Origin of the sequence: Prodigiosinella confusarubida, from assembly GCF_002847015.1 — a bacterium.
GTDB classification, from domain to species: domain Bacteria; phylum Pseudomonadota; class Gammaproteobacteria; order Enterobacterales; family Enterobacteriaceae; genus Prodigiosinella; species Prodigiosinella aquatilis.
Genome location: NZ_CP025085.1, coordinates 1153192 through 1176580 on the forward strand (window position 1 = coordinate 1153192; position 23389 = coordinate 1176580).

Sequence of the window (23389 nt, forward strand, 5' to 3'; positions counted from 1 at the left end):
GAGAAAAGCATGGCCCAGGTGATCATCAACGACACCACCCTGCGGGATGGTGAGCAAAGTCCCGGTGTGGCATTCCGGGCCAGTGAAAAACTGGCTATCGCTCAGGCGCTGGTGGATGCAGGTGTGCCGGAGCTGGAGGTGGGAACGCCGGCAATGGGGGCGGAAGAGCGTGCGTCGATGGCGGCAGTACGGCGACAGTTGCCGGATACTGTCATGATGGCCTGGTGCCGGATGAATGCAGAGGAAATCCGCCAGGCTGTCGATCTCGGTATGAACTGGGTGGATATTTCTGTTCCTGCCTCGGATTTACTGCGGGAACAAAAGCTGCATCAGCCGTGGTCGTGGGTGGAAACGCAACTGGCTTCGTTGAGCGACCTGGCCCGGCGTCAGGGATGTCGGGTGAGCATCGGTTGTGAAGATGCTTCTCGTGCCAGCGATGCCGTACTGTATATGTTAGCCGGTCTCGGCAGTGTCGTGGGGGCGGAGCGGCTACGTTTTGCTGATACGCTGGGGATCCTCGATCCCTTTACCACTTTTGCGCGCATTACCGGGTTGCGTCAGCATTGGGATGGCGAGATAGAAATGCATGCGCATAACGATTTAGGGTTGGCCACCGCCAATACGCTGGCTGCGGTCAAGGCCGGTGCGACGCACGTGAATACCACCGTGCTGGGGCTGGGAGAACGAGCGGGCAATGCGGCGCTGGAAACGGTCGCATTGTCGTTGCAAACCTGTCTGGGGCGGGATTGCGGAATTGATTTCGCACAGCTTCCGGCGTTATGCCGTCAGGTTGCAGATGCAGCTCAACGCCACATCGATGTACAGCAACCGCTGGTAGGTGAACAGGTATTTACTCATGAGTCGGGTGTACATGTGGCGGCACTGTTACGCCATAAGGATAGTTATCAGGGTATCAATCCTGCATTGATGGGGCGCGAATATCGGCTGGTGCTGGGAAAACACTCGGGACGCCAGGCGGTGGACGGTATCTTTGCCCGTATGGGTTACCGGCTCGACAGCCGGCAAATCCAGGATATTTTGCAAGTAGTCCGTACCTTTGCGGAAAACTGGAAGCGCAATCCTCGTGAGAGTGAACTGGTGCAAATCTATCAGGATCTGTACGGGGTAGATAACGAACGGCACTGTCAGGAAGGATAAAATGATGGAGTGGTTTAATCGATTACCGGGGGTTGCAGAGCTGGAGTCGGCAGAGTCGTTTTTTGCGTTCTTTGACCTACCTTATGATGCGTCCTGGTTAAGAAAATGTCATTTACCGGTTCTGCGTGAATTTCACCGCCGTTTGGCGGCGGCGGTGCCGTTGCGTAATAACCTGGAAGATAGCACAACCGCCGACTGGCAACTGGCGCGACGCTTGCTGGCAGAAAGTTATCAGCAGATACAGCCGGGAGAATCGCAATGACATCCGTATTTGAATTTGGTGAGCAGGTGAGGGTGATTCGCCCGCTGCGCAATGATGGCACCTTTGCCGGAAAAGCCCGCGGTGAGTTGTTGATACGCCGTGGCAGTCTGGGATATGTGCGCGAATGGGGGCATTTTTTACAGGATCAGATCATCTACCAGGTGCATTTTATTAGTGAAGATTGCATCGTCGGCTGTCGTCAGCAGGAACTGATTTCGGCTACGCTCCCCTGGGATAGCGACAGCTTTCAGTATGGTGATCGGGTTAGTGCTGCGCAGCCCCTATCAATACAGGGTGAAATTGTTATCGCTCAGGGTGTGGTGGGGCACATTATCGGGACAGATGAAGGGTCACAACGTGACTGTTATACGGTGATATTTGGTGAACGGCTGTTTCAGGTGCCGTCGTCCGCATTGATTAATCTGGAGATTGACGGCTGATGCGGGTTCCCTGGCAACGTTACAGTCGTATTAAGCTGGCGCAGCAGCATTGGCACTGTGAACCGGAACAGCTTCCCGCTGACGCACTACCCCAGTTTATTCAATATGTTGAGCGACAGATAGCGCTGGAATCTGCTGTTGTGGCCGTCGCACAGCAACGTCTGTCAGCGGTGGATGAGCAAATATTGCACCGCGTACAGCAATCATTGGCGCAAGAGTTGACGATCGCCGGTTTTCCCGATGCGGAGCAACAGTCGATTATCCGACATCACGCGTTAATGGATCAGCAACTGGCATGGGTAGCGGCGCAGACGCCGCTACCGGATGCTGAAGCGGTGGTGCAGTGGTATCGACGGCATGCCGAACGTTTTTATCGTCCCGAACAGCGTAAGGCGCGTCATCTGCTATTGACCATCGATGAAAATCGTCCGCAAATCCGCCAGCAAATGGCGATGCTGCATCGGCATTTGTGTGAAGATCCTGACCAGTTCGACACACTAGCGCGCCGTTATTCTCATTGTCCGACCGCGATGGAAGGTGGACTAATGGGATGGGTGAGTAAAGGGTTGCTGTATCCGCAACTGGAAAAAGCGTTGTTTGCCTTATCGGCGGGGGCATTGAGCGCACCGGTGGAAACGGAACTGGGTCTGCATTTACTGCTGTGCGAGGCGATTCGCCCGGCAGGATTACTTTCAGAAGCAGAAGCTCTGCCCGGCGCGGCAAAACAGTTATTCCTGCTGCGGCAAAAGCAGTTTCAGCGACAGTGGCTCCAGCAGTTGCTGACATAGTCATTGCCGTCGCCATGCCCGAGCGAAAGCGCATTGTTGTAAATAGTGCAGAGCACAGGTTCTGGTAAAAAAGGAATAGAAATGATGTGGGCGCTGCGCAAAGGAAAGGCGGCGCCCTGGTTTATGGTCACCTTCAGGACGAAGTGCGACCGGTGAATAAAGCTTTCGGCTTCTGAGACCTTTGGGAAAGGAAAAGCTCAGATCGAGACCCTATTTGTAACCGCGCCACCTTTAATGCCAGGAGGAAGGTTAAATTTCTATCCTTATTTTACAATTACATCTTCCATTGCTGGGATATAACCGTAATCATAAACACTATCAACAAAAGATCGGTCACCTTCCAATACTATTTTCACCGTTGGTGCCTCTGTGCCGCCAATTCGATAAGTGCTATTGCCAGTTGGAACGTTATCAATAAAAGAGGTGACTAAACCATTAGGCATTACATAGTGTGAATATGTTTGGAAAGGTTGTGACGGTGGATTACCTAAAACCAGACCAGAACCATTCATTGGAGAATAAGGGCCCGTTAGATTATCACTAAAGAAACCATAAACGCCATCAGGGCCGTTTAATCCATCTGCATAAGTATATTTATGGCTAATAGTAAATAGGTAATATTTACCCTCTTTGAAAACAAAGTGAGGACGCTCAGTTTGGTCGTTAACACCAACGGCAGTAACCAGTGGTGGTAGTATTTCCCACTCGTCGCCGGAAAGATCTTTAGCAACAGCTAAACCGATGCAACCGACCTGATACCTGGCGTTTCCGATATCCTCATAGCCAGGAGGGACGATACCCTTTTCTTCGTCTCCAACAATGTGTGAGCCACGTTCACCTGCAACATTGCCTTCAAATACCATGTATAACTTGCCATCGTTCTGATCGATGAAAGGACTGGGGTCTCGGAAGTTCCAATATACATTTTGCTCTTCAGTTTGATAAATTACGCCATCGGCTGAAAATAACGGTTTAACCTCATTAAATTCAACTAACTCAACATTATTATCTGAAGTTAAAATCTTTCCTCTGACTTTTGCAATAGTCGCGCCTGGCGTCACGCACGTATAATAGAGATCAATATCCCCATCATCATTCAGTAAAATAGGGGTGCCAGCCCATTCTCGAGTAGTTGGCGATACACCTTCGGCCATAACATGGCCACCGAAAATCCAATCTTTGCCAGTACGAGAATACCAGAAGCAAATTCGTGCTCGGCCATGCCGGTTATTCCAGTCTTTGGTAATATCATAATTACCATTATTGTCGAGGTATTCAGGATCGTTAACATTACGCTTGGCAGTTAAAGTAAAAATCACTGACCATCCATTAACAGAGACGATTGTCCCATCCAGAGTTCGAAGAGGCATAGTATCCCAGATGAACACGTCATCACTCATAACCGGGAAATCAGAACGAACAATAGGCTGAGTTGTAGTGGGATCATTCTCATTAACTTTGAGAGCATCGGCTCGAGTCCACATTGTTGGTTTGTCATTTATTCGTTTCATAAAAAATCCTTAAAAAGCACATTGAAATATTAACAACTCGAATGAGTCAGCTTAAGGATTGCAATATTTAATAAAGAAAACGCTCTAATTGAGTTGTGTGAAAAACCTGACAATATATTTATTAAGAAAAATTAAAAGGTATATGACGCTATTGCAAATAACAGTGGGTGGAAACCTAAAGCTTCATCTTTGTTGTTGGCGCAGCATATGAATCCTTTCCATCGTCGGCATTTTCAGGGCGAGATCATCTTTGGCTGTGCATTGGTATTGTAAGTACGGCACAAGCCCCGGCCTGCGCCGGAACCTTGACGTTGCCAGGGAAAAACCGATTTTATGATCCTATTTGCAACTGTGCTTATAGGAAACATTCATGAATAACCATCGAGGGTATCAGTGGGATAGATCCCCGCATTGGCGGGGATGATCGGAATAGCGATTGGACGCACCGGTATTACATAATGGCGGGTTTGATCTGCGCCAGCCAGTTGTCAACTCGCTCTTCGGTCAGGTCGTATTGATTATCCTGATCGATGACCAGCCCGACAAATTTATCCTCAACCAATGCGGCAGATGCGTTGAACTCATAACCGTCATTGGGCCACTCTCCCACCACACTGGCTCCGCAGTCGGTAACGATGTCGTACAGCGCTTTCAGACCACTGGCAAAGTTATCCGGGTATCCTTGTTGATCCCCCAACCCGAATAGCGCGATGGTTTTGCCCTGAAGATTGGCGCTTGCCAGCATATCGGCGAATTCCAGCCAGGATTCACTTTCGCAACCGGCATCGCAGCCTGGTAGTTGCCCGTCACCCAGTGTCGGGGTTCCCAGCAACAGCACCGGATAGGAGAGAAAATCCTCCAGTGTGGCGCGATTGATATTGACCGGTGCATCCGCCATGTCGCTCAGTTTCTTGTGGATCATTTTGGCAATTTTACGGGTTTTTCCGGTATCGGTGCCAAAGAATATGCCAATGTTAGCCATGAATACGCTCCTGACAGAAAGGTGAATAAAGGAAAGCAACCATCCCCTTGATGGCAGTCTCACTCCCTCATAATGCGAATGCTATGCCAGCTTTATCATGCACATCTGTGGAGCAAATCTGCACAATCATTGCTCTATTTATGAGCAATTGAATGATAAGAAAGAGATGACCAATCCTTGTGTTACAAGGCTTCTTATCCTTTGTTACGTAAAACCCGAATCAAGATCAATGTTTAGTTGTGTTAATCAATAAAAGGCATGAGGTTTGCAGGGTTATTGCCTACTGACAATCAACTGACTGTGATGTCGGATGAGGTCACAAATTGTCGTAAACAAGACATCACAAACGGTACCGTATGGGAGTGTTCTATGACGATCAACCTGACGGCTGAATCATTTCCTTTAGGAGAGATAGCCAGTCATTTATCCCGACAGCATCCATCGCTATTTTCAACAGTCGTGGAGCAATCGTCGGTGGCTATCTCCCTTACCAATCCCGATGCGCACATCGTGTATACCAACCCGGCGTTTTGTCACCTGACCGGGTATAACCTTCAGCAGTTAGTGGGGCAGAATCACCGTATTCTGGCCAGCCAGCAGACACCACGCGAGGTCTATCACGACATGTGGCAGTGTTTGTTGCAGGGGTGTGCCTGGCGCGGGCAACTGATCAACCGTCGCCGGGATGGCACTCTTTATCTGGCGGAAATTGATATTACGCCGATTTTCAATATCGCCGGTGAAGTGGAACATTATCTGGCGATGCACAAAGACATCAGCGAACGCTACGCGCTGGAACAGCGGCTGCGTAACCATATGACGATGATCACCGCCGTTCTGAATAATATTCCTGCTGCTGTGGTAGTGGTGGATGAGCATGATCAGGTGGTGATGGATAATCTGGCGTATAAAACGCTGCGTGCTGATTGCGGTGGGCGGGAGTTGCTCACGGTGCTGGGTTATCCGTTAAATAAACACGCATTGCAGGAAGGCGAACGGGTGTCGGTAACCATTCGTGGCACGGTACGCTGGTTGTCTCTGGGGTACTGGGCATTGCCCGGCGTCAACGAAGAAGCCAGTCGTTATTTTACCGATACCGCCTTGCCCCGCACCCTGATTGTGATTACCGATTGTACTGAACAGCAGCAACAGCAACAGCAGGGCCAACTGGATCGTTTGAAACAACAGTTAACCAATGGCAAGTTGCTGGCGGCAATTCGTGAATCGTTGGATGCGGCGCTGATTCAGCTTAACTGCCCGATTAATATGCTGGCCGCCGCCCGGCAATTGAACGGTGAGAACGGCAGTAATGTCGCGCTGGAATCTGCCTGGCGAGAAGGTGAAGACGCCGTGGTGCGCCTGCAAGCTTGCCGTCCATCACTGGACTTTGAACCGGCGGAAATGTGGTCACTCAAGGCACTGCTGGATGATTTGTCCGCGCTTTACCATACCCGTTTTAGCAATGGCGATTGTCTGCGCTATGCGCTGGAAGTGCCAGAGTTGTGTGCTTTCGTTCAACGTACCCAGCTCCTCGCCATGCTCAGCCTGTGGCTGGACCGAACACTGTCACTGGCCGCGGAAATCCAGCCTTTTACGTTGGATCTGCATATTTTTGCCCGTCAGGATAACCACTGGCTGGTGCTGTATATCGACGACAATGTCCCACTGGAACAGGTGCGTTACTCCCGTTCACAAGCGGCGTTATCCACGCCGGGTAAAGGGATGGAGTTGCGGCTGATACAAACGTTGGTGGCGCATCATCAGGGCGCGATCGATCTCACGCTCCGCCCTGCCGGAGGAACCTGCTTAACCCTGCGTTTACCCCAAACCTCGTCACTGACAGGAGGCACAAAATGACACATCTCCCTGATACGGGCAAAGTGGTATGGCGTTTTGACTTGTCTCAGCAGTTTACTGCTGTGCAACGTATCAGTGTGGCATTGAGCCGCACCACGGAAGTTGGTAAAGCACTACAGGCGGTACTGCGGATACTGCATGATGATGCATTTATGCAACATGGCATGATTTGTCTGTTTGACAAACAGCGTGGTGCGCTGGTGATCGAAGCATTACATCGCGCGGATGAGCATGTGGTCGCCAGCAGCAGCCAGATACGCTATCGCCCGGGAGAAGGGCTGGTGGGAACCGTGATGAGTCAGCGGCAGCCACTGGTGCTAAAGCGCGTGGCAGACGATCAGCGTTTTCTCGATCGTTTGAGTATCTATGACTATGACTTGCCTTTTATCTGTGTCCCGATCCCTGGACTGGATCAGGAACCTATCGGCGTACTGGCGGCGCAGCCGATGGCACTGTATGAGGATCGCTTACCAGCCAGTACCCGTTTTCTGGAAACGGTGGCGAATCTGACGTCTCAGACGGTACGGTTGATGCAGCCAGTGCGTCGGGATAATGACGGCCCGGTGGTATCATCGCCGTCGCCCGCCTGTAAAGTGTCTCGGCCGTTTGGCTTTGAAAATATGGTGGGGAAAAGCCCAGCCATGCGCCAGACGATAGACATTATTCGCCAGGTGTCCAAATGGGATACCACGGTGTTGGTGCGGGGAGAGAGTGGTACCGGTAAAGAACTGATCGCCAATGCTATTCACTATAATTCCCCGCGTGCCTCCGCACCGTTTGTAAAATTCAATTGTGCGGCACTGCCGGATAACTTGCTGGAAAGCGAGCTGTTCGGCCATGAAAAAGGGGCGTTTACCGGCGCAGTGCGTCAGCGTAAAGGGCGTTTTGAACTGGCGGATGGTGGCACGCTGTTTCTGGATGAAATTGGCGAAAGCAGTGCGTCATTTCAGGCCAAACTGCTGCGTATTTTGCAGGAAGGTGAAATGGAGCGGGTCGGGGGCGATGAAACCATCAAGGTGGATGTGCGGATCATCGCCGCTACCAACCGCAAACTGGAAGAGGAAGTCCGGGCCGGTAATTTTCGTGAAGACCTCTATTACCGGTTGAATGTCATGCCGGTGTCGCTACCGCCGCTGCGTGAACGCCAGGAGGATATCATTGAGCTGGCCCATTTCCTGGTGCGGAAAATCGCCACTCATCAGGGGCGGCAATTGCGTATCAGCGACGGCGCTATCCGTCTGCTGATGAGCTACAGTTGGCCGGGCAACGTGCGGGAACTGGAAAATTGTCTGGAAAGGGCGGCGGTGATGACGGAGACCGGGCTGATTGACCGGGATGTGATTCTGTTCAATCACCATGACTCTGCGCCGTTACTCCCAAAATCCTCGGCCCCCATCCCGACGGATGAAAGCTGGCTGGATCAAAGTCTGGATGAACGTCAGCGATTGATTGCCGCTCTGGAAAAAACTGGCTGGGTACAGGCTAAAGCAGCTCGTTTACTGGGGATGACGCCGCGTCAGGTGGCCTACCGCATTCAGATCATGGATATCAACATGCATCGTCTGTAAGCATTTGCGGCGTTGTGGCATTTGTCACAATGTCAGCCTCAATGCCGCAATGATGACAAATCTACCAGTGTGTTTTTTTATTTTATCTCATTGTTTATTATTGTATTTTTTTAATATAGTCGAACGGTATGGGTTTTGCACCAGCAAAAGTATGATTCCGTAACCGCAGACGATAACCATGACATCTTGTTCTTCTTCATCAGGGTCGCTCCGTTGCCATACCGACAATGCCGAGACATTCACGCCACTCCAGGCCAGTAAGGTTGCTCATCACCCTTGTTATTCGGTCAGTGGTCATCATCAGTATGCCCGTATGCATCTGGCGGTTGCGCCAGCCTGCAATCTGCAATGCAACTACTGTAATCGTAAATATGATTGCAGCAATGAGTCGCGTCCGGGGGTTGTGTCTGAATTGCTAACGCCGCAACAGGCGGTTGCCAAAGCCCAACAGGTTGCAGCCGCCATTCCTCAGCTTTCGGTTGTCGGTATCGCCGGGCCAGGCGATCCGCTGGCCAATATCGGACACACGTTTAAAACACTTGAACTGCTGCGTACCCGATTGCCTGACCTTAAATTGTGCTTGTCCACCAATGGGTTAATGTTGCCAGGCGCGGTAGACCGGCTGGTGGATGTAGGTGTTGATCACGTTACAGTGACAGTGAATACCCTGGATGCGGATATCGCCGCGCAAATCTATGCCTGGTTATGGTTGGATGGGGAGCGCTATAACGGACGTGAAGCCGGTGAAATTCTGCTGGCGCGGCAGGAGGAGGGGATCCGTCGGCTGACGGAAAAAGGTGTACTGGTGAAGGTGAATTCGGTCCTGATTCCCGGCATTAACGATGTGCATATGTTCGAAGTCAGTCAGCAGGTGCGGGCGTGGGGGGCTTTTTTGCATAACATCATGCCGCTGATTGCCAAACCGGAACATGGCACGGTGTTTGGTCTTAATGGGCAGCCGGAGCCGGATGCTGCCTGCCTGGCGGACGTGCGGGCGCGTTGTGGTACGGTGATGTCGCAAATGGCGCACTGCCAGCAGTGCCGGGCTGATGCCATCGGTATGCTGGGTGAAGATCGTAGTCAGATGTTTCCGTTGTCGGCGTTACCCGCACAGCCGCCGTCTTATTTGCCACTGCTGCATCAGCGTGCGCAACTTCATGCCAGCATCGCTTCTCGCGGTGAATCGGAAGAGCCGGATGCTTGCCTGGTGGCGGTGGCGTCTTCTCAGGGAGAGATTATCGATTGTCATTTCGGGCATGCGGAACGCTTCCAGATCTACAGCTTGTCAGCGGCGGGTGTGATTCTGGTGAATGAGCGTTTTACGCCGAAATATTGTTATGGCGCGGCTGACTGTGACCCCGCCGATAGCGATGACAAAATGGACGCGGTGCTGGCGCTGCTGGCGGATGTTCAAGCCGTGTTCTGCGCCAGAATTGGTTATGCCCCGTGGCAGAAACTGGAAAACAGCGGCATTGAACCCTGTGTCGAGGGCGCATGGCAGAATGTGACGGACGTACTAACGACCTGGTGGCGGCAGCGGCAGCTCACCGTGTGTGCCTCAGGCGATGAAAAAGGAGTGGCCTGATGAAACCGCAGGAAAAATGGTTACGGCGATTGCTGTCACTGCATGATGCCGGCACCGCCTGTTTTCCCAGCCAGATGGGGTTGAACAGTGAAGCGTGGCGCGGGTTACTGTGGCGTTTGGCCTGGCGTGTGCCAGCGCCTGATCCTCAGCGGGACCAACGCCAGGCGTTGATGACCGAGCTGCAACACGCCCGTCTTGAGGAAAGTGCGCAACTGGCCGCGTGGTTGGGGTTACATATGGCGGAGGACGCGTCTCCCATGCATCAGTTGATCGCCTGCGCGTCGATGGGATTTAATCACCTCTGGCAGGATTTGGGGCTGGATTCCCGCGCCGAATTGCGTGAACTGATGATTGACTGTTTCCCTACGTTGGTTGTCATGAATCACCAGAATATGCGCTGGAAAAAATTCTTTTATCGTCAACGCTGTCTGCAAATGGACGGGGATCTGGTGTGCCGCTCGCCCAGTTGCGATGACTGTTGCGAATGGGCGTTGTGTTTTGCTCCGGAAACCTGACGTTGTCGTGAATATCATCGGAGACAGAAAAAACCACCTGGATGCTCAGCGGCAATATTGGCGAAAGAGCCGGGCTAACTGCACACTCATCGGCGATAGCATGGTGTCTTTGCGCTGTATCAGATAAAACGTGGCTTTCGGCAAGGGTTGTTCCAGCTCCAGTACCACCAGCCGTTCACCCAGTATTGGGGCTTGCGCCACATCCCGCGACAGAACACTGAGAAAATCACTTTTGGTGACCATACTGACACTGGACATCAGGGTTTCGCAGATCATGCTGATGTGCGGCGGCGTTTCCAGACTATTGAACATATCGAACAATTGCTTGTAATAGCTTCCTCTGGGGGTTGGCATGGTCCATTCGCAGTCTCGCAATGCATCCAATGTGCGGGCGTGCTGCATCGGATGCCCGCGACGGGCCACCACGCAATATTCCTTTTCCATCAGTTTTTCGTATAACAATTCGTTATCAAAAGGGGCTTCGGAATAGGTGTTGATCGTGAAATCAATTTCACCCTGACGAAGCTCATGCAGCATAGACACCAGATGTCCTTCCATCACACGAATCTTTACCAGCGGATAAAGCCGGTGAAAACGGGTGATAATCTCTGGCATTACGGTATGAGCAATACTGGCACCCACCCCAATACTTACCCGACCACTGGCTTGCCCCAACCGTTGTTGAATATCCTCATGAGCGACCCGCAACTCTTCCATAATCAGGCTGGCGTGGCGGAAATAGGCTTCCCCACAGTCAGTTAGCGACATACCCTGACGGTGGCGGAGGAACAATCTCGCCCCGAGACACTCTTCCAATTCCTGAATCGATTTGGTCAGCGCCGGTTGTGAAATACCCAGCAACCGCGATGCCGCCCGAATACTGCCGTGTCGAGCCACCTCAACAAAGGTACGTAGCTGATTCAGTTTGACCTGCGACGCCATGATATTTCCTGATAACTAAAATCTATCACTAAAAAGATATTCGTATCTTATATGTACCGGTTGGTTTGTGTACATTGAAAAAAACACAGGAGCCGGATAGTGATTTATCCCGATCGTCAGCAGACGGCAGGCTCCCGGACAGGACAATCCTGATCCCTTTTTGAAACGGCAACGATCGACGCGTCATGAACGTTATTTCTTCCTGCTGCTGGTGTAAGACACCTGCACATGGAATGTAATAATTTTCTGCCAGCCAAGGCTTTATTCCGCTGGTGGCCGGGTTGTTTCTGTTTCAAAGAGAGAATTTATGTTTTTTATCTATCGTCAGTTTCTGCCTTTATTTTCTTTCTCCTTGACCGGATACCCAGGATGTCAGTATCCACGCCTCATGCCGCCATTTTTTAGCGTTCGGCCATTCCCAATACTTATTTCCTGCTACTTCACATGGGTAGCCAGATGAAAACTGAGAGAACCGCTATGTATTCAGAGTTATCACAACGCGTTAATGAATTAATCCCTTATTTAACCCGACAACGTCGTGATCTGCATAAATATGCAGAATCTGGTTGGCTGGAGTTTCGAACCGCCACGTTGGTGGCGGAAGAACTACATCGACTCGGTTATACCCTGAAGCTTGGCCGCGACGTGATTAAGGCCGAAGCCCGTATGGGGCTGCCTTCAGAGCAAGTATTGAAGGAGCAGGAACAACGGGCGATAGAACAAGGCGCATTACCACAATGGATAGCGCATTTCTCCGGTGGCTTCACCGGCATCATGGCCGTGTTGGAAACCGGTCGGCCAGGGCCGGTGATGGGGTTCCGCGTAGATATGGATGCGCTGGATCTGAATGAGCAACTGGATGGCGAGCACCGTCCGTTCCGTGAGGGGTTCGCCTCTTGCAACGTCGGTATGATGCACGCCTGCGGCCATGATGGACATACCACCATCGGGCTAGGACTGGCACAGGTGTTGATGGCCATGCGTGACCAGCTATGTGGCACCATCAAACTGTTATTTCAGCCAGCGGAAGAGGGAACTCGCGGCGGCAAATCAATGGCCGAGTCGGGCATTGTGGATGATGTCGACTATTTTACGGCTATCCATATCGGCATCGGCGTGCCCGTCGGACACCTTGTGTGTGGCAATGACACCTTCATGGCCACTACCAAAATGGATGTCACCTACCGTGGTGTGGCTTCTCATGCTGGCGGTAAGCCTGAAGAGGGGCGTAATGCCTTGCTGGCGGCGGCGCAGGCCACCTTGGGACTACACGCTATTCCCCGTCACAGTGGCGGCATCTCCCGCGTTAACGTTGGGGTGTTGCAGGCGGGAACCGGGCGTAATGTCATCGCTTCCCACGCCATAATGAAAGTGGAAACCCGCGGTGCCACCAATCAGGTGAATGAATTTATCTATCAGCAGGCGTTGCAGGTTATTCATGGCGCGGCTGCCATGCATGGCGTGGAAGTCGATGTGACACTGATGGGGGCGGCACAATCCAGTAAACCCAGTCAGGAATGGGTGACCTATATCCATCGTCAGGCCGAGGGGATTGCGGAACTTACACATATTGTCGATCGCCAGGAGGGTGCTGCCGGTTCCGAGGATGCCACTTATCTGATGGAGCGGGTGAAGGCGCACGGCGGTTTGGCGTCCTACGCTATTTTCGGCACTGAACTGAGCGCGGGTCATCACAATGAAAAATTCGATTTTGACGAAAGCGTTATTCCGGTCGCGGTGAAAACCCTGGCAGCATTAGCGCTGAATATCAAGACGTTCAAGGCATAGCATGAAACAAACACTGGTTGATTTTATCAATGACACGATAGGTCTGCGACTATCACAGTTGGTCGCTATCGCCGATGATATTTGGGATCACCCTGAGACCCGGTTTGTGGAGAATTATTCAGCGGGGTTGTTGGCGGGGGTGCTCGAAGCTGAAGGTTTTCAGGTTGAACGCGGTATTGCAGGGATTGACACGGCATTTGTCGCCAGCGTTGGCAATGGAAAACCGGTAGTAGCCTTGCTGGGGGAGTTTGACGCACTGGCGGGGTTAAGCCAGCAGGCGGGTTGCACGTTCCAGTCGGCGGTGGAAGACGGCGCCAATGGTCATGGCTGCGGCCACAATCTGCTGGGAACCGCGGCGTTAGGCGGCGTGTTGGCGATAAAAGCCTGGCTGGAACAGCATCCGCAATCTGGCACAATACGCTTTTACGGCTGTCCCGGAGAGGAGGGCGGTTCAGGTAAGACCTTCATGGCCCGTGATGGTGTTTTTGATGATGTGGATGCGGCGCTGACATGGCATCCCGAAACGTTCAGCGGCATGTTCTGCAATCAGACGCTGGCCAATATTCAGGTCGCATTCAGTTTCAAAGGTATTGCCGCCCATGCCGCCAGCGCGCCACATCTGGGACGCAGTGCACTGGATGCGGTAACGCTGATGAATACCGGTGCCAATTTTCTGCGCGAACATATCATTCCAGAAGCCCGTTTACATTATGCGGTGACCAACGCGGGGGGCTCATCGCCCAACGTTGTGCAGGCCGATGCCGAGGTGTTGTATCTGATTCGCGCTCCGCAGGTGGATGAAGCGCAAGCCATTTACGAACGGGTGGTGAAAATTGCTCAGGGCGCGGCGCTGATGACGGAAACCACATTGACGGTTCGTTTCGGCAAAGCCTGTTCTAACTATGTGCCTAATCGCACTCTGGAGCAGGCGATGTACGGTTTTGTGCAGGCGTTTGGTGTGCCGGAATATGACGCTCAGGAGCGTATTTTCGCACAGGAAATGTATCGCACGTTCAGTCGTGAAGATATCGCCAGCAATATGGCGAATATGGCACGTACCGGCGGGGAAGCAGGCACGGCATTCTGTCGATCACTGTCCGGGAAAGTGTTGACCGACTGCGTAGCGCCCTATGCGCCCAGTCGTGAATTGCTTTCCGGTTCTACCGATGTGGGCGACGTGAGCTGGCTGGTGCCGACGGCGCAATGTTTCAGCCCCTGTTTTGTGGTGGGAACACCGCTGCATACCTGGCAGACAGTGTCACAAGGGCGGACCTCTATTGCCCATAAAGGCATGTTTCTGGCCGCCAAAGTAATGTCCGCCACCGCGCTGACATTATTTACCGACAGTGAGTTATTACGGCAATGCCAGCAGGAATTACAGCAACAGCGGCAGGATATTCCTTATCGTTGCCCTATCCCGGCAGAAATAACGCCGTCTGCGTTAAAAGGCTGAAAATATTATTTATTGGTAAGGATTAAAGAATAAGAAATATACCCGCTATTTTTCATGTTGCAGGTACGTCGGCTGCCCTCGTTCACCCCAGCCATTTATGGGAGTGAGCGCCAGAGGATTTACCCGGTTGCCGCTTTCCCGCACCTCGAAATCTATCGGGTATAAGCGAGTTCGCTCTCTGATGCTGTTCACTTAAGCCTGTTTTCAGGGGAGTACCACGGTTGGTTCCAGGAAGGACGCCGAACGTGGTGGTTTCTCGTGTAGCTCGGTTTATTAATTGGCAAGCATTACGCTCGTTCTCGCGTTTATTTCTCTCAGGGAAAACATAATAAAAATAGGTGCCGACACTAACAAGACACTTTATTCCATAAATATAACTTATCGCATTTTGAGGTAAATACTGAATGAGCATTGAAGCAGAAAACAATCAGTCTCAGCCGGGGGGATTTCTTCAGTGGGTTGAGCGGGTGGGAAATAAAATTCCCAATCCGTTCCTGCTGTTTGTTTATTTAATCGTGATATTAATGTTCGCCAGCGCCATTTTTTCCTGGCTGGGAATTACCGCTACCAATCCGGCCAATGGGGAAACCGTTCAGGTAAAAAATCTGCTTAGTGTGAAAGGACTGCAATGGATTTTACCGAACGTTATTAAAAACTTCAGTGGTTTTACCCCGCTGGGTGCGATTCTGGCATTGGTGTTAGGGGCGGGGCTGGCGGAGCGAGTCGGTCTGCTGCAAACGCTGATGTATAAAATGGCATCACGAGTGAGTGCCCGCTATGCCAGCTATATGGTGTTGTTTATCGCTTTTTTCAGCCATATATCCTCTGATGCGGCATTAGTGGTCATGCCACCGTTAGGTGCGTTGATTTTTCTGGCGGTGGGACGAAACCCGATTGCCGGATTACTGGCGGCCATTGCTGGCGTCGGTTCCGGCTTTACAGCCAATCTGCTGATTGTGACAACCGATGTTCTGCTCTCCGGGCTCAGTACCGAGGCGGCTAAAGCCATTAATCCAGCAGTCCATGTCAGTGTTATCGATAACTGGTTTTTTATGGCTGCTTCGGTTGTGGTGCTGACCGTGGTGGGTGCATTGATAACGGATAAGTTTGTCGAGCCCCGTTTGCCGCCGTATCAGGGAGAACGTAACGAAAGTCTGCACCAACTGACGCCAGAACAGCACCGGGGATTAAAAGCCAGTGGTATTGCCGCACTGATTTTTCTGATTATTGTCGTCTTGTTGGTGGTGCCGCAATGGGGGCCGTTGCGTGATCCGGTGCACCATACGGTGATGCCATCCCCTTTTATCAAAGGTATTGTGCCGCTGATTATTCTGTTCTTCTTTGCGGTTTCCATTCCGTATGGTGTTGTTACCGGGCAGATCAAATCCCAGAATGACTTGCCGCAACTAATGATTGATCCAATGAAAGGCATGGCTGGATTTATTGTGATGGTGTTTCCGCTGTCACAGTTTGTCGCCTTCTTCAACTGGAGCAATATGGGCAAATTTATGGCGATTGGCCTGACGGATTTGCTGGAAGCATTGGGGATGACCGGAATCCCGGCGTTTGTCGGCCTGATTTTCCTATCGGCACTATTGTGTATGTTTATCGCCAGCGGTTCGGCTATCTGGTCGATTTTGGCACCGATATTCGTGCCAATGTTTATGTTGCTAGGTTTTCACCCGGCATTTGCCCAGATTGTGTTTCGTGTCGCCGATTCCTCAGTCATTCCGTTAGCACCGGTATCACCGTTTGTGCCACTATTTTTGGGTTTCTTGCAACGTTACAACAAGGATGCCAAACTGGGGACCTACTATGCATTGATACTTCCCTTTCCGATTGTATTTTTCCTGGTCTGGCTGTTACTGTTGGTGGTGTGGTATCTGCTGGGACTACCGATTGGTCCGGGTATTTATCCGCATTTGCAATAAGTTGCGTTACCTTTTTCTGATGGCGGGGGCCTCGTGTTCCCGCTGTGGTGTTTCGGAATAAAAAAAATAATATTAAATCGTTTGCTATTTAATTTTAAACGATGTAAATTTGCGACATGAACAGAAAAGATAGCGATACCTTACAACACCCCATGAACGACAGTACTTACCGACTGGATGGTCAACTGTGTTTTGCGTTGTATTCAGCTAACCTGGCGATGAACAAAATCTATCGCCGTCTGTTGTCCGCGCTGAATTTGACCTATCCACAATATCTGGTGATGCTAGTGCTGTGGGAACGTGATGGTATAACGGTCTCTGAGCTGGGCGAACGTCTGTATTTGGATTCAGCCACATTGACGCCGTTACTTAAACGCCTGCAAAGCGCCGGGCTAGTCGTTCGTAATCGTGGTACTGAGGATGAGCGCCAGGTGCTGATTAACCTGACAGTGGCGGGGCGGGAATTACAACAAAAAGCCTACGCTGTGCCTGAAGGGGTATTTTGTGCCGCAGAGTGTGATATTGAGCAGTTACAGTCCATCAAAAAAGATTTGGAAGTGTTACGTACCAACCTGATCAAGCATATCTGACAGGAGGGCAAGAAGGTTTTTTTTCGTTAATTACATAGTACACGATTTAATATTTCACTATTTAAAAAGCAGCGCATTGTTTAACCTAAATATCTGGAGTCTATTATGTCTATTGAAAAAGTATTGTACGTTGCTCATGCCCAGGCGACTGGTGGTCGTGATGGTCGCGCAGTTTCTTCTGATAACCAGCTTGATGTGAAGCTGACCACCCCGCGTGAGCTGGGCGGAGCCGGTGGTGAAGGGACAAATCCTGAACAGCTGTTTGCGGCAGGTTATTCCGCTTGCTTCCTGGGTGCATTGAAGTTTGTATCCGCTCGTGAAAAAGTCGTATTGCCAGCGGAAACCACTATTAGTGGGAATGTCGGTATTGGTGCCATTCCCACCGGGTTCGGTATTGAAGTAGAACTGAAGATTTCACTGCCGGGGCTGGATCGGGCTGTAGCGGAAGATCTGGTGCAGAAGGCACATATTGTCTGCCCATACTCCAACGCGACCCGTGGCAACATCGATGTAACGCTTAGTATCATTTAATGTGATGTGTACCGGTGCGGCGGGTAAATGACATTATTACCCGCTATAACGCTGGTAGCATTAGTCTGGTCCCTGTCCGGTTACTGACTGGGTGACAAAAGGTATTTCTTACTCAACAAGGTCAACGTCGTTGGCGAGTTTGCCTTCCATGGTTGCAATCATCATTTCAAGCAGGCTGGGGAAATTAAATAGGCTTTCTCTGGAGAAGTCAGAGGAATCCTGGTTAATTCTGGTTTGTAGCTCCGCTTCATAACCCACCGGATATTGCACCTGTTCAATGGCCGGAAGTGAATGGTAGTTATCAAGCAGGGCTTGCAAAAAATGGGTCTGTTTGCCGGTGTTGTTATATTCTTGACGGGCTTGGGTTACTATCGTTTTCCGCCATGCCTGCTCTTGATCATAAGCTTCACTCCAGGCGGCACGGCGTTCATTCATGGTAAAGGTGCCACTGTTATCGTAAGTGATTAAAGAAAGTTGGGTATAAGAGAGTCCTTTAAACGGATTACTGTCTTTCCCATTAATGAAATCAGTCGCTTGTTTAGCGCGGTTCAGTAAGTCCGGGTCTGTCGTATTGGGTGTTTCCGCATCATATTTTTTCTGATTGTAGTAGTACAACATACCGGTTATCTGATTGAGCGATTTATTGGCTTCTTGCTTCAATGCGTTGTGGCTCAGGCCAGCATCTCTGGCATCCGCACGCACTGATGCCTCATTTAACTGATGGATTAATATGGGTGAGAGATGAAAGCCATTAATAGAGATACTCGCCCCAGAAGATATTGATGGTTCGGTAGTCGATATCGAAGGTGTCTGACCTACATTTTTTATTTCATTGATAGGGGCTGCGTCTATAATAAGTAGATTGACATTTTTTGTACTGAACATAATGGCCCTTATATACCCGTCATCTTTCAAGTTGCAAGTACGTTGTCTACCTTCAATTCCTTAGGCCGCTTACTAAAGTAAGCTCTTGGACGGCACTCAATTGCCGCTTCTCTACAGCTCGAGATCTATTGGGTATAAATTTTGTTAACTTTTATTTTTTCAATATACAGATGACATTTATAGAAAATAATAAGACAGATGAATAAATAAACCGGGCGATTTAAATAGAATAGCCTCAGGAATGGCAGTGGCTTATAAAATACTTTATGTATGATTATTCTTGCTTTCAGAATCTTTCATTAATTTCACCATAAAATTAATATAATTATCATGAGTCACGAATAGTAAATAAAAAATGCTTCCAGGACGCTATAATGGCGAAGTATACCAGCTATTTAATGCTTATTAACGAAATTCTGCCGTTTGTTACAATTTTTTTGAACCAGAGCAATATAAGTAAAAGTGATTATATCGCTTAGTAATACTAAGTATGATAATTAATATGATGGTATCCCATTAAATTGATTTTTATATTCAGCGGGATAGCGTAGTCAATAACAATCTTGATGATCTCAATAGGATGGTTACCGGCCTTTATTCAGTAACCCTCTACATCATTTGATGGGCAGATGATTCTATTATCCAGAGCATCTGGCCGAGACAGTAAAGGAACACGCCGAAAGACAAAACCGATCTTCTGACTACGGGTTTTTGTCCGTTCATCCGCCGTTATGAAGCATTATTACTTTAATGAGTGCTCTTCTTTTGAGCAATCGTAGGTTTTGCAGGGCGATGGTAAAAAATGGCTTGCCATATATATTAAATCAGTCCATAATTGCGCCCATTCCAAACGCCTTAAAGTGTTAAAGCCTTTTTAATCAAAGAGTTAAATGCTTGTAAGTCGTTTGAAAATACAGTTAGTCATGCGGGAATAGCTCAGTTGGTAGAGCACGACCTTGCCAAGGTCGGGGTCGCGAGTTCGAGTCTCGTTTCCCGCTCCAAATCTTCTTTTATAGATGTCTAATGGTTCCTATAATTCGTTGATTCAACAGCGTTATGGATCTGTTGAGCATCCACCAACTCTGTTGAAAACCACCATCGACCACGACTTTTAATCCCGTTAATCCCCAACGTTTTTCGAACACTTGGTATCGGCACGTTAGTGTCGCCGGTGATGAAAACATCACCAACAACCTGGTCAAAACGGCAAGGCCCAAGAGCAAATCCGGCAGACTACCAACTTGATACTGTAGGGTCTGCGTTATCGCGGAATCTCTGGTTGGCCGGCGACACCTTTACCGACTACCGACAAGTGTGAAACCGTTCTAACGGGGAAACTTATCCTACATTTTGGAACCACTGTAGCTGGATGAATGAATCATTGTAGTCATAATCCATGGCGTCCTCGCTGGCGAAGATATATTTGCCAAAGTAGACCGAGGAACCGCTGGTAATCACATCCTGCGACCACAAGATCTGAGAATAGGACTTTCCTCCGTTCGTCCCGATCCAAATCGAATAACTCCCCGATGTATCAGCCTGAAAAAAACCTGAACCAATTTGTGTTGGTATACCGCCGCTTGAACTCGCACCCTGAACCGTAAAGACGATGTTCGCGTTGCTGTCCTTTAATTGAATGAACTGGTTAGCTGAACTTTGTACCAACGCAGACCAGAACACTATTTTGTTGGCTGGGATACTGATGGCAATACCATTGCCACTTACGGGCCCTATCGTCATTATCTGTTCCTCAACCGATGCTGTTAAACCACGTTAACGTTAGACAAGAGTCATTAAAGTCCTGATCTGCGCCGTCTTCGGTAATGAAGTTAAAACAACTAGAAAATATTTGGCTACCGATAATTAGCGTCATTTCATCCCACATAACTTGTGACCAGGATTGCCCGTTGTTATAGCCGAGGAAAATGGTATAAACGCCAGTCCCCGCCGTAACAAATGAACCTTGACCGATCTGTGTGGGTGAATGCCCTCCGGTAGAAGCGCCGCTCGACTGTATCACCACCGTGTTTGTGGAATCCCGCACCTGGATAAATTGCGAATAAGAGGCCTGAACATCCGCTGTCCAGAATACGGTTTTCCCTACTGGTAAGGTGATGGGTATTCCATTTCCTGAAACGGGTCCGACACTCATAATCCTCTCCTGCTTTGAGCTGGTTTTTGGGGTGATGATAGCCTTGAATGTGATGGTGCCAGCAAGGTGGTATTGGTGCCGCTGTCACAGACGAACATAGGTTGTTGTTGTTTTAAAGCAGTGCAGATTTGAGTGGCCATTTCAGTTTGTACCTGCTCTGTAAAGTTGTTGGGAAATGCCTGTGCAGTTGCAAATATGGGTTGAAGCTGCTGGTAATAAGCATTATCGGCAATCAGAGGTTGTTGCCAGAATTGTTGATTGGCAACCAATAGTGTGCGCCACGGGCTACCAGCCGGCAGATCTTTGGATTGTACAATGTAGTTTTTCATCGCTACGCTGGTCATCAGTGTGGTAAACGCCTGAGCATCGGCGGCGCAATTGCTGCCTGGTGAGCAAGTTGCTGCACTGGAAACGAAACTATCTTGAAACAGGAGCGGCTGAGGCTTTTCTCCCCAAGGCGTGGGAGTAACATAAAGCGGATCATGCGTTGACTGATAGAGCCGTATAAAGAAGGACTGTTCTGAGAATCCCATATCGGTACTGGCTTGCCCGGTAGCGAAAACCTGCTCGGTAGTCCCATTTGGGGCATGGTGATAAGTATTATTCGTGCATTTGTTGATACCGTTATGTTCACAGGTATCAGACAGGGTGACTAATTGCTTTACAACGGCCTCATCTGGGGGCATTTGCATCGATTGCTGTAGCGCCTCGAAGCCATAGGTTTGCACATAGGCGTTAATGTAGTCTGAAGGAATACTCCAACTGCCATTATAGCTGCCTACAAGTTCTGGGATGTCAGGTGAACGAGTGCCCAGATAGGTTATCAACTGCGTCAGGCTTTTCTGTGTTGTGATCTCATGATTGTAATCGTAGATAAAATCCATGCATAACCAGCTTGGTATCCCCCACAACTGATATTTATAGGTTGAACCGGCGAGAGCAACTGGCCATGGTGCATCACCGGTAATCTGTACGGGGTTAATCAGATGGTTGTCAGCCAGAAACCCAAGGTACAAAACATCAAGTTCTATAACATCAAAACCCTCGTGACCCAGCAATGTAGGCAGTGCGTCAAAGCTATAGATGTCCACCGCCTGGTTGAGTACGGCATTGAGTAAGACTTGTGGATGCTGTGCCTGGTACGTCTGTACAATATAGGCGACCAGATTTTCAAAATCATCGGTCGGCAAGGTTGGCAAGTAGGGGTAAAGCGATACATTGAGAACCCGTGTTTGCTGCCCGTTAAGCACCAGTGTCTGATTAGGACCCGATGGCGTCACAGTCATTGAGCGTGTTTGCAGGTTATTGCAGTTTGCCCAGTTGATAATAGGGGAATTGGGTCGGCTGGTATTCTGACCTACGTAAAAGGACTGGCCCGGTTGTACTTTAATATACCAATCGAAGCTGCTACCTGATGAGATAGTCCAGCCGTCAACAGTGCAAGTAATAGGGTTTGAGGACATATTTTTTAGTATTAACTGTCCGGCAAAAGCGACTGCATTACCGAATGCTAGTATGCCAATGACGACTGTGTGCACCACTATCCGAGATAGAAAACCCATAGAAATCTCCTCTATGACTGTGGAAAAAAACGCTATCCAGGCTATCTACCCGAATAAGGATTTTGCATGCTATTATCGTGCTTTATACCTGCCGCCTTTTAAGTCGAAGGCGTGTTAGCATCGTTCACTCACTCGAATCACTTACTGATGTAATCTCATCGGAATTCATTTTCTCGCCCGCCTTCCTGCGTCCTGAAATCTATCGGTGGCAATTAATTACCGCATTTTTCTTGTTACACATTGTGGATACATTATTGAAGTCTGGCGGGTATAGACAGGTAACCCTGACTTCAGCAACTTATCTACTGAGAATGTCTTATGGGTTCAATTAATCCGAGGTGGTTTTTGTGGGGCTGAGTCAATTACACAGTTAGTTGTTATGATTTTATTTTTGGGTGTCATTCATATTCTACGTTCGAATGAATTCACTGTTTTATTCAAGATAGCATTATCCGTGCATTCTGCAATCGCATCTGTCTCAGATGATATCAGAATGCTGACATTCCAGTTTTTAACTGATGATAAATTAGGCTTTATTTTTTTACTAAATGAAAAGTTAATTTCTGTTTATTGCTGAATTATTTTATTTTGAATAATTTCATTTTAATGATAATTAGTGCCTGATGTTATCGGGTGACTATCTGAATTTATTAAAAATAATAGAACAGTATATTTTTACTCATATTTGAATATCACCTCTGTGGTGGTGGTCAGCAAGATGCTGGCTAAGCCAGTAATGTTGTTTATGGTTTCAGAAAACATCGCATGGGCTTTGGCGTTGTCAATATCATGGTGTATAGACATCCAAGCAGTGATTTTGTCTTCAGAAAACCCACGTAGGCAGGGAGAGGATGGTTGAGGATAACCAGTATCCTTGAGCGGTATGTGA

General features: G+C 49.4%; 20 protein-coding genes and 1 tRNA gene. 14 read left to right on the top strand and 7 right to left on the bottom strand.

Going from position 1 to position 23389, the window contains the following annotated elements; all coding sequences use genetic code 11:
- Positions 1 to 9: 9 nt before the first annotated feature.
- The 4 genes from nifV to nifM are packed head-to-tail and all read left to right on the top strand — an operon-like array spanning position 10 to position 2648.
- Positions 10 to 1158, top strand: a complete 1149-nt coding sequence (nifV, locus tag CWC46_RS05375) for a homocitrate synthase (RefSeq protein ID WP_021017284.1) — start codon at positions 10 to 12, stop codon at positions 1156 to 1158.
- 1 nt (position 1159) lies between these two features.
- Positions 1160 to 1420, top strand: coding sequence for a nitrogenase-stabilizing/protective protein NifW (locus CWC46_RS05380; protein WP_021017283.1), 261 nt, complete (start codon positions 1160 to 1162; stop codon positions 1418 to 1420).
- Positions 1417 to 1860, top strand: coding sequence for a nitrogen fixation protein NifZ (locus CWC46_RS05385; protein ID WP_021017282.1), 444 nt, complete (start codon positions 1417 to 1419; stop codon positions 1858 to 1860). Before CWC46_RS05380 ends, CWC46_RS05385 begins: the two co-directional genes overlap by 4 nt.
- On the top strand, positions 1860 to 2648 hold the full coding sequence (nifM, locus tag CWC46_RS05390) for a nitrogen fixation protein NifM (RefSeq protein WP_021017281.1): 789 nt from the start codon (positions 1860 to 1862) through the stop codon (positions 2646 to 2648). The genes CWC46_RS05385 and nifM overlap by 1 nt, the downstream gene beginning before the upstream one ends.
- A gap of 263 nt (positions 2649 to 2911) precedes the next feature.
- Here the strand turns inward: nifM and CWC46_RS05395 are convergent, their stop codons facing one another.
- Positions 2912 to 4159, bottom strand: a complete 1248-nt coding sequence (locus CWC46_RS05395; RefSeq protein WP_021017280.1) for a glycoside hydrolase family 68 protein — start codon at positions 4157 to 4159, stop codon at positions 2912 to 2914.
- A gap of 451 nt (positions 4160 to 4610) precedes the next feature.
- Positions 4611 to 5141, bottom strand: a complete 531-nt coding sequence (locus tag CWC46_RS05405) for a flavodoxin (protein ID WP_021017279.1) — start codon at positions 5139 to 5141, stop codon at positions 4611 to 4613.
- Between the two features lie 369 nt (positions 5142 to 5510).
- On the opposite strand from CWC46_RS05405, the gene nifL reads away from it, so the two are divergent.
- From nifL to CWC46_RS05425, 4 genes are all read left to right on the top strand, one after another.
- On the top strand, positions 5511 to 6998 hold the full coding sequence (gene nifL, locus CWC46_RS05410; protein ID WP_021017278.1) for a nitrogen fixation negative regulator NifL: 1488 nt from the start codon (positions 5511 to 5513) through the stop codon (positions 6996 to 6998).
- A complete protein-coding gene (nifA, locus tag CWC46_RS05415) occupies positions 6995 to 8566 on the top strand; it encodes a nif-specific transcriptional activator NifA (protein ID WP_021017277.1) in 1572 nt (523 codons plus the stop codon). Before nifL ends, nifA begins: the two co-directional genes overlap by 4 nt.
- Before the next feature lie 178 nt (positions 8567 to 8744).
- Positions 8745 to 10151, top strand: a complete 1407-nt coding sequence (nifB, locus tag CWC46_RS05420; RefSeq protein WP_021017276.1) for a nitrogenase cofactor biosynthesis protein NifB — start codon at positions 8745 to 8747, stop codon at positions 10149 to 10151.
- The gene (locus CWC46_RS05425; protein WP_021017275.1) at positions 10151 to 10666 is read left to right on the top strand and encodes a nitrogen fixation protein NifQ; all 516 of its coding nucleotides are present in this window, start codon (positions 10151 to 10153) and stop codon (positions 10664 to 10666) included. Before nifB ends, CWC46_RS05425 begins: the two co-directional genes overlap by 1 nt.
- A 45-nt stretch (positions 10667 to 10711) precedes the next feature.
- Here the strand turns inward: CWC46_RS05425 and CWC46_RS05430 are convergent, their stop codons facing one another.
- The gene (locus tag CWC46_RS05430) at positions 10712 to 11608 is read right to left on the bottom strand and encodes a LysR family transcriptional regulator (RefSeq protein WP_021017274.1); all 897 of its coding nucleotides are present in this window, start codon (positions 11606 to 11608) and stop codon (positions 10712 to 10714) included.
- A gap of 477 nt (positions 11609 to 12085) precedes the next feature.
- Here CWC46_RS05430 and CWC46_RS05435 point away from each other — a divergent pair, with 477 nt between their 5' ends.
- The 5 genes from CWC46_RS05435 to CWC46_RS05455 all read left to right on the top strand — a co-directional run bounded on the left by CWC46_RS05435 (position 12086) and on the right by CWC46_RS05455 (position 17901).
- A complete protein-coding gene (locus tag CWC46_RS05435) occupies positions 12086 to 13396 on the top strand; it encodes a M20 family metallo-hydrolase (protein WP_021017273.1) in 1311 nt (436 codons plus the stop codon).
- Between the two features lies 1 nt (position 13397).
- The gene (locus tag CWC46_RS05440) at positions 13398 to 14849 is read left to right on the top strand and encodes a M20 family metallopeptidase (protein WP_021017272.1); all 1452 of its coding nucleotides are present in this window, start codon (positions 13398 to 13400) and stop codon (positions 14847 to 14849) included.
- Positions 14850 to 15253: 404 nt separating this feature from the next.
- On the top strand, positions 15254 to 16780 hold the full coding sequence (gene abgT / locus CWC46_RS05445; RefSeq protein WP_021017271.1) for a p-aminobenzoyl-glutamate transporter: 1527 nt from the start codon (positions 15254 to 15256) through the stop codon (positions 16778 to 16780).
- A gap of 116 nt (positions 16781 to 16896) precedes the next feature.
- The gene (locus CWC46_RS05450; protein ID WP_021017270.1) at positions 16897 to 17370 is read left to right on the top strand and encodes a MarR family winged helix-turn-helix transcriptional regulator; all 474 of its coding nucleotides are present in this window, start codon (positions 16897 to 16899) and stop codon (positions 17368 to 17370) included.
- Positions 17371 to 17475: 105 nt separating this feature from the next.
- Positions 17476 to 17901 (top strand): organic hydroperoxide resistance protein, encoded by a 426-nt coding sequence (locus tag CWC46_RS05455; RefSeq protein WP_021017269.1) that lies wholly within the window; start codon positions 17476 to 17478, stop codon positions 17899 to 17901.
- A gap of 108 nt (positions 17902 to 18009) precedes the next feature.
- Here CWC46_RS05455 and CWC46_RS05460 read toward each other — a convergent pair whose 3' ends face one another.
- Positions 18010 to 18816, bottom strand: a complete 807-nt coding sequence (locus tag CWC46_RS05460; protein ID WP_237160208.1) for a hypothetical protein — start codon at positions 18814 to 18816, stop codon at positions 18010 to 18012.
- An 895-nt stretch (positions 18817 to 19711) separates the two neighbouring features.
- Between CWC46_RS05460 and CWC46_RS05465 the strand changes: the two genes are divergently transcribed.
- Positions 19712 to 19787 (top strand) — tRNA-Gly (locus CWC46_RS05465).
- Between the two features lie 337 nt (positions 19788 to 20124).
- Here CWC46_RS05465 and CWC46_RS05470 read toward each other — a convergent pair.
- The 3 genes from CWC46_RS05470 to CWC46_RS05480 are packed head-to-tail and all read right to left on the bottom strand — an operon-like array spanning position 20125 to position 22500.
- Entirely contained in the window at positions 20125 to 20526 is a 402-nt protein-coding gene (locus CWC46_RS05470; protein WP_021017266.1) for a fucose-binding lectin II, read from the bottom strand.
- A gap of 10 nt (positions 20527 to 20536) precedes the next feature.
- Positions 20537 to 20938 carry a hypothetical protein gene (locus tag CWC46_RS05475; protein WP_021017265.1) on the bottom strand — a complete coding sequence of 134 codons (402 nt, stop codon included), beginning with the start codon at positions 20936 to 20938 and terminating at the stop codon, positions 20537 to 20539.
- A complete protein-coding gene (locus tag CWC46_RS05480) occupies positions 20935 to 22500 on the bottom strand; it encodes a type 2 periplasmic-binding domain-containing protein (RefSeq protein WP_021017264.1) in 1566 nt (521 codons plus the stop codon). Before CWC46_RS05480 ends, CWC46_RS05475 begins: the two co-directional genes overlap by 4 nt.
- Between the last annotated feature and the right edge of the window lie 889 nt (positions 22501 to 23389).

Bases quoted from the DNA above. Each gene is read 5' to 3' on its own strand.
- nifV (WP_021017284.1), top strand. From the start codon at position 10: ATGGCCCAGGTGATCATCAACGACACCACCCTGCGGGATGGTGAGCAA.
- CWC46_RS05380 (WP_021017283.1), top strand. From the start codon at position 1,160: ATGATGGAGTGGTTTAATCGATTACCGGGGGTTGCAGAGCTGGAGTCG.
- CWC46_RS05385 (WP_021017282.1), top strand. From the start codon at position 1,417: ATGACATCCGTATTTGAATTTGGTGAGCAGGTGAGGGTGATTCGCCCG.
- nifM (WP_021017281.1), top strand. From the start codon at position 1,860: ATGCGGGTTCCCTGGCAACGTTACAGTCGTATTAAGCTGGCGCAGCAG.
- CWC46_RS05395 (WP_021017280.1), bottom strand. From the start codon at position 4,159: ATGAAACGAATAAATGACAAACCAACAATGTGGACTCGAGCCGATGCT.
- CWC46_RS05405 (WP_021017279.1), bottom strand. From the start codon at position 5,141: ATGGCTAACATTGGCATATTCTTTGGCACCGATACCGGAAAAACCCGT.
- nifL (WP_021017278.1), top strand. From the start codon at position 5,511: ATGACGATCAACCTGACGGCTGAATCATTTCCTTTAGGAGAGATAGCC.
- nifA (WP_021017277.1), top strand. From the start codon at position 6,995: ATGACACATCTCCCTGATACGGGCAAAGTGGTATGGCGTTTTGACTTG.
- nifB (WP_021017276.1), top strand. From the start codon at position 8,745: ATGACATCTTGTTCTTCTTCATCAGGGTCGCTCCGTTGCCATACCGAC.
- CWC46_RS05425 (WP_021017275.1), top strand. From the start codon at position 10,151: ATGAAACCGCAGGAAAAATGGTTACGGCGATTGCTGTCACTGCATGAT.
- CWC46_RS05430 (WP_021017274.1), bottom strand. From the start codon at position 11,608: ATGGCGTCGCAGGTCAAACTGAATCAGCTACGTACCTTTGTTGAGGTG.
- CWC46_RS05435 (WP_021017273.1), top strand. From the start codon at position 12,086: ATGTATTCAGAGTTATCACAACGCGTTAATGAATTAATCCCTTATTTA.
- CWC46_RS05440 (WP_021017272.1), top strand. From the start codon at position 13,398: ATGAAACAAACACTGGTTGATTTTATCAATGACACGATAGGTCTGCGA.
- abgT (WP_021017271.1), top strand. From the start codon at position 15,254: ATGAGCATTGAAGCAGAAAACAATCAGTCTCAGCCGGGGGGATTTCTT.
- CWC46_RS05450 (WP_021017270.1), top strand. From the start codon at position 16,897: ATGAACAGAAAAGATAGCGATACCTTACAACACCCCATGAACGACAGT.
- CWC46_RS05455 (WP_021017269.1), top strand. From the start codon at position 17,476: ATGTCTATTGAAAAAGTATTGTACGTTGCTCATGCCCAGGCGACTGGT.
- CWC46_RS05470 (WP_021017266.1), bottom strand. From the start codon at position 20,526: ATGACGATAGGGCCCGTAAGTGGCAATGGTATTGCCATCAGTATCCCA.
- CWC46_RS05475 (WP_021017265.1), bottom strand. From the start codon at position 20,938: ATGAGTGTCGGACCCGTTTCAGGAAATGGAATACCCATCACCTTACCA.
- CWC46_RS05480 (WP_021017264.1), bottom strand. From the start codon at position 22,500: ATGGGTTTTCTATCTCGGATAGTGGTGCACACAGTCGTCATTGGCATA.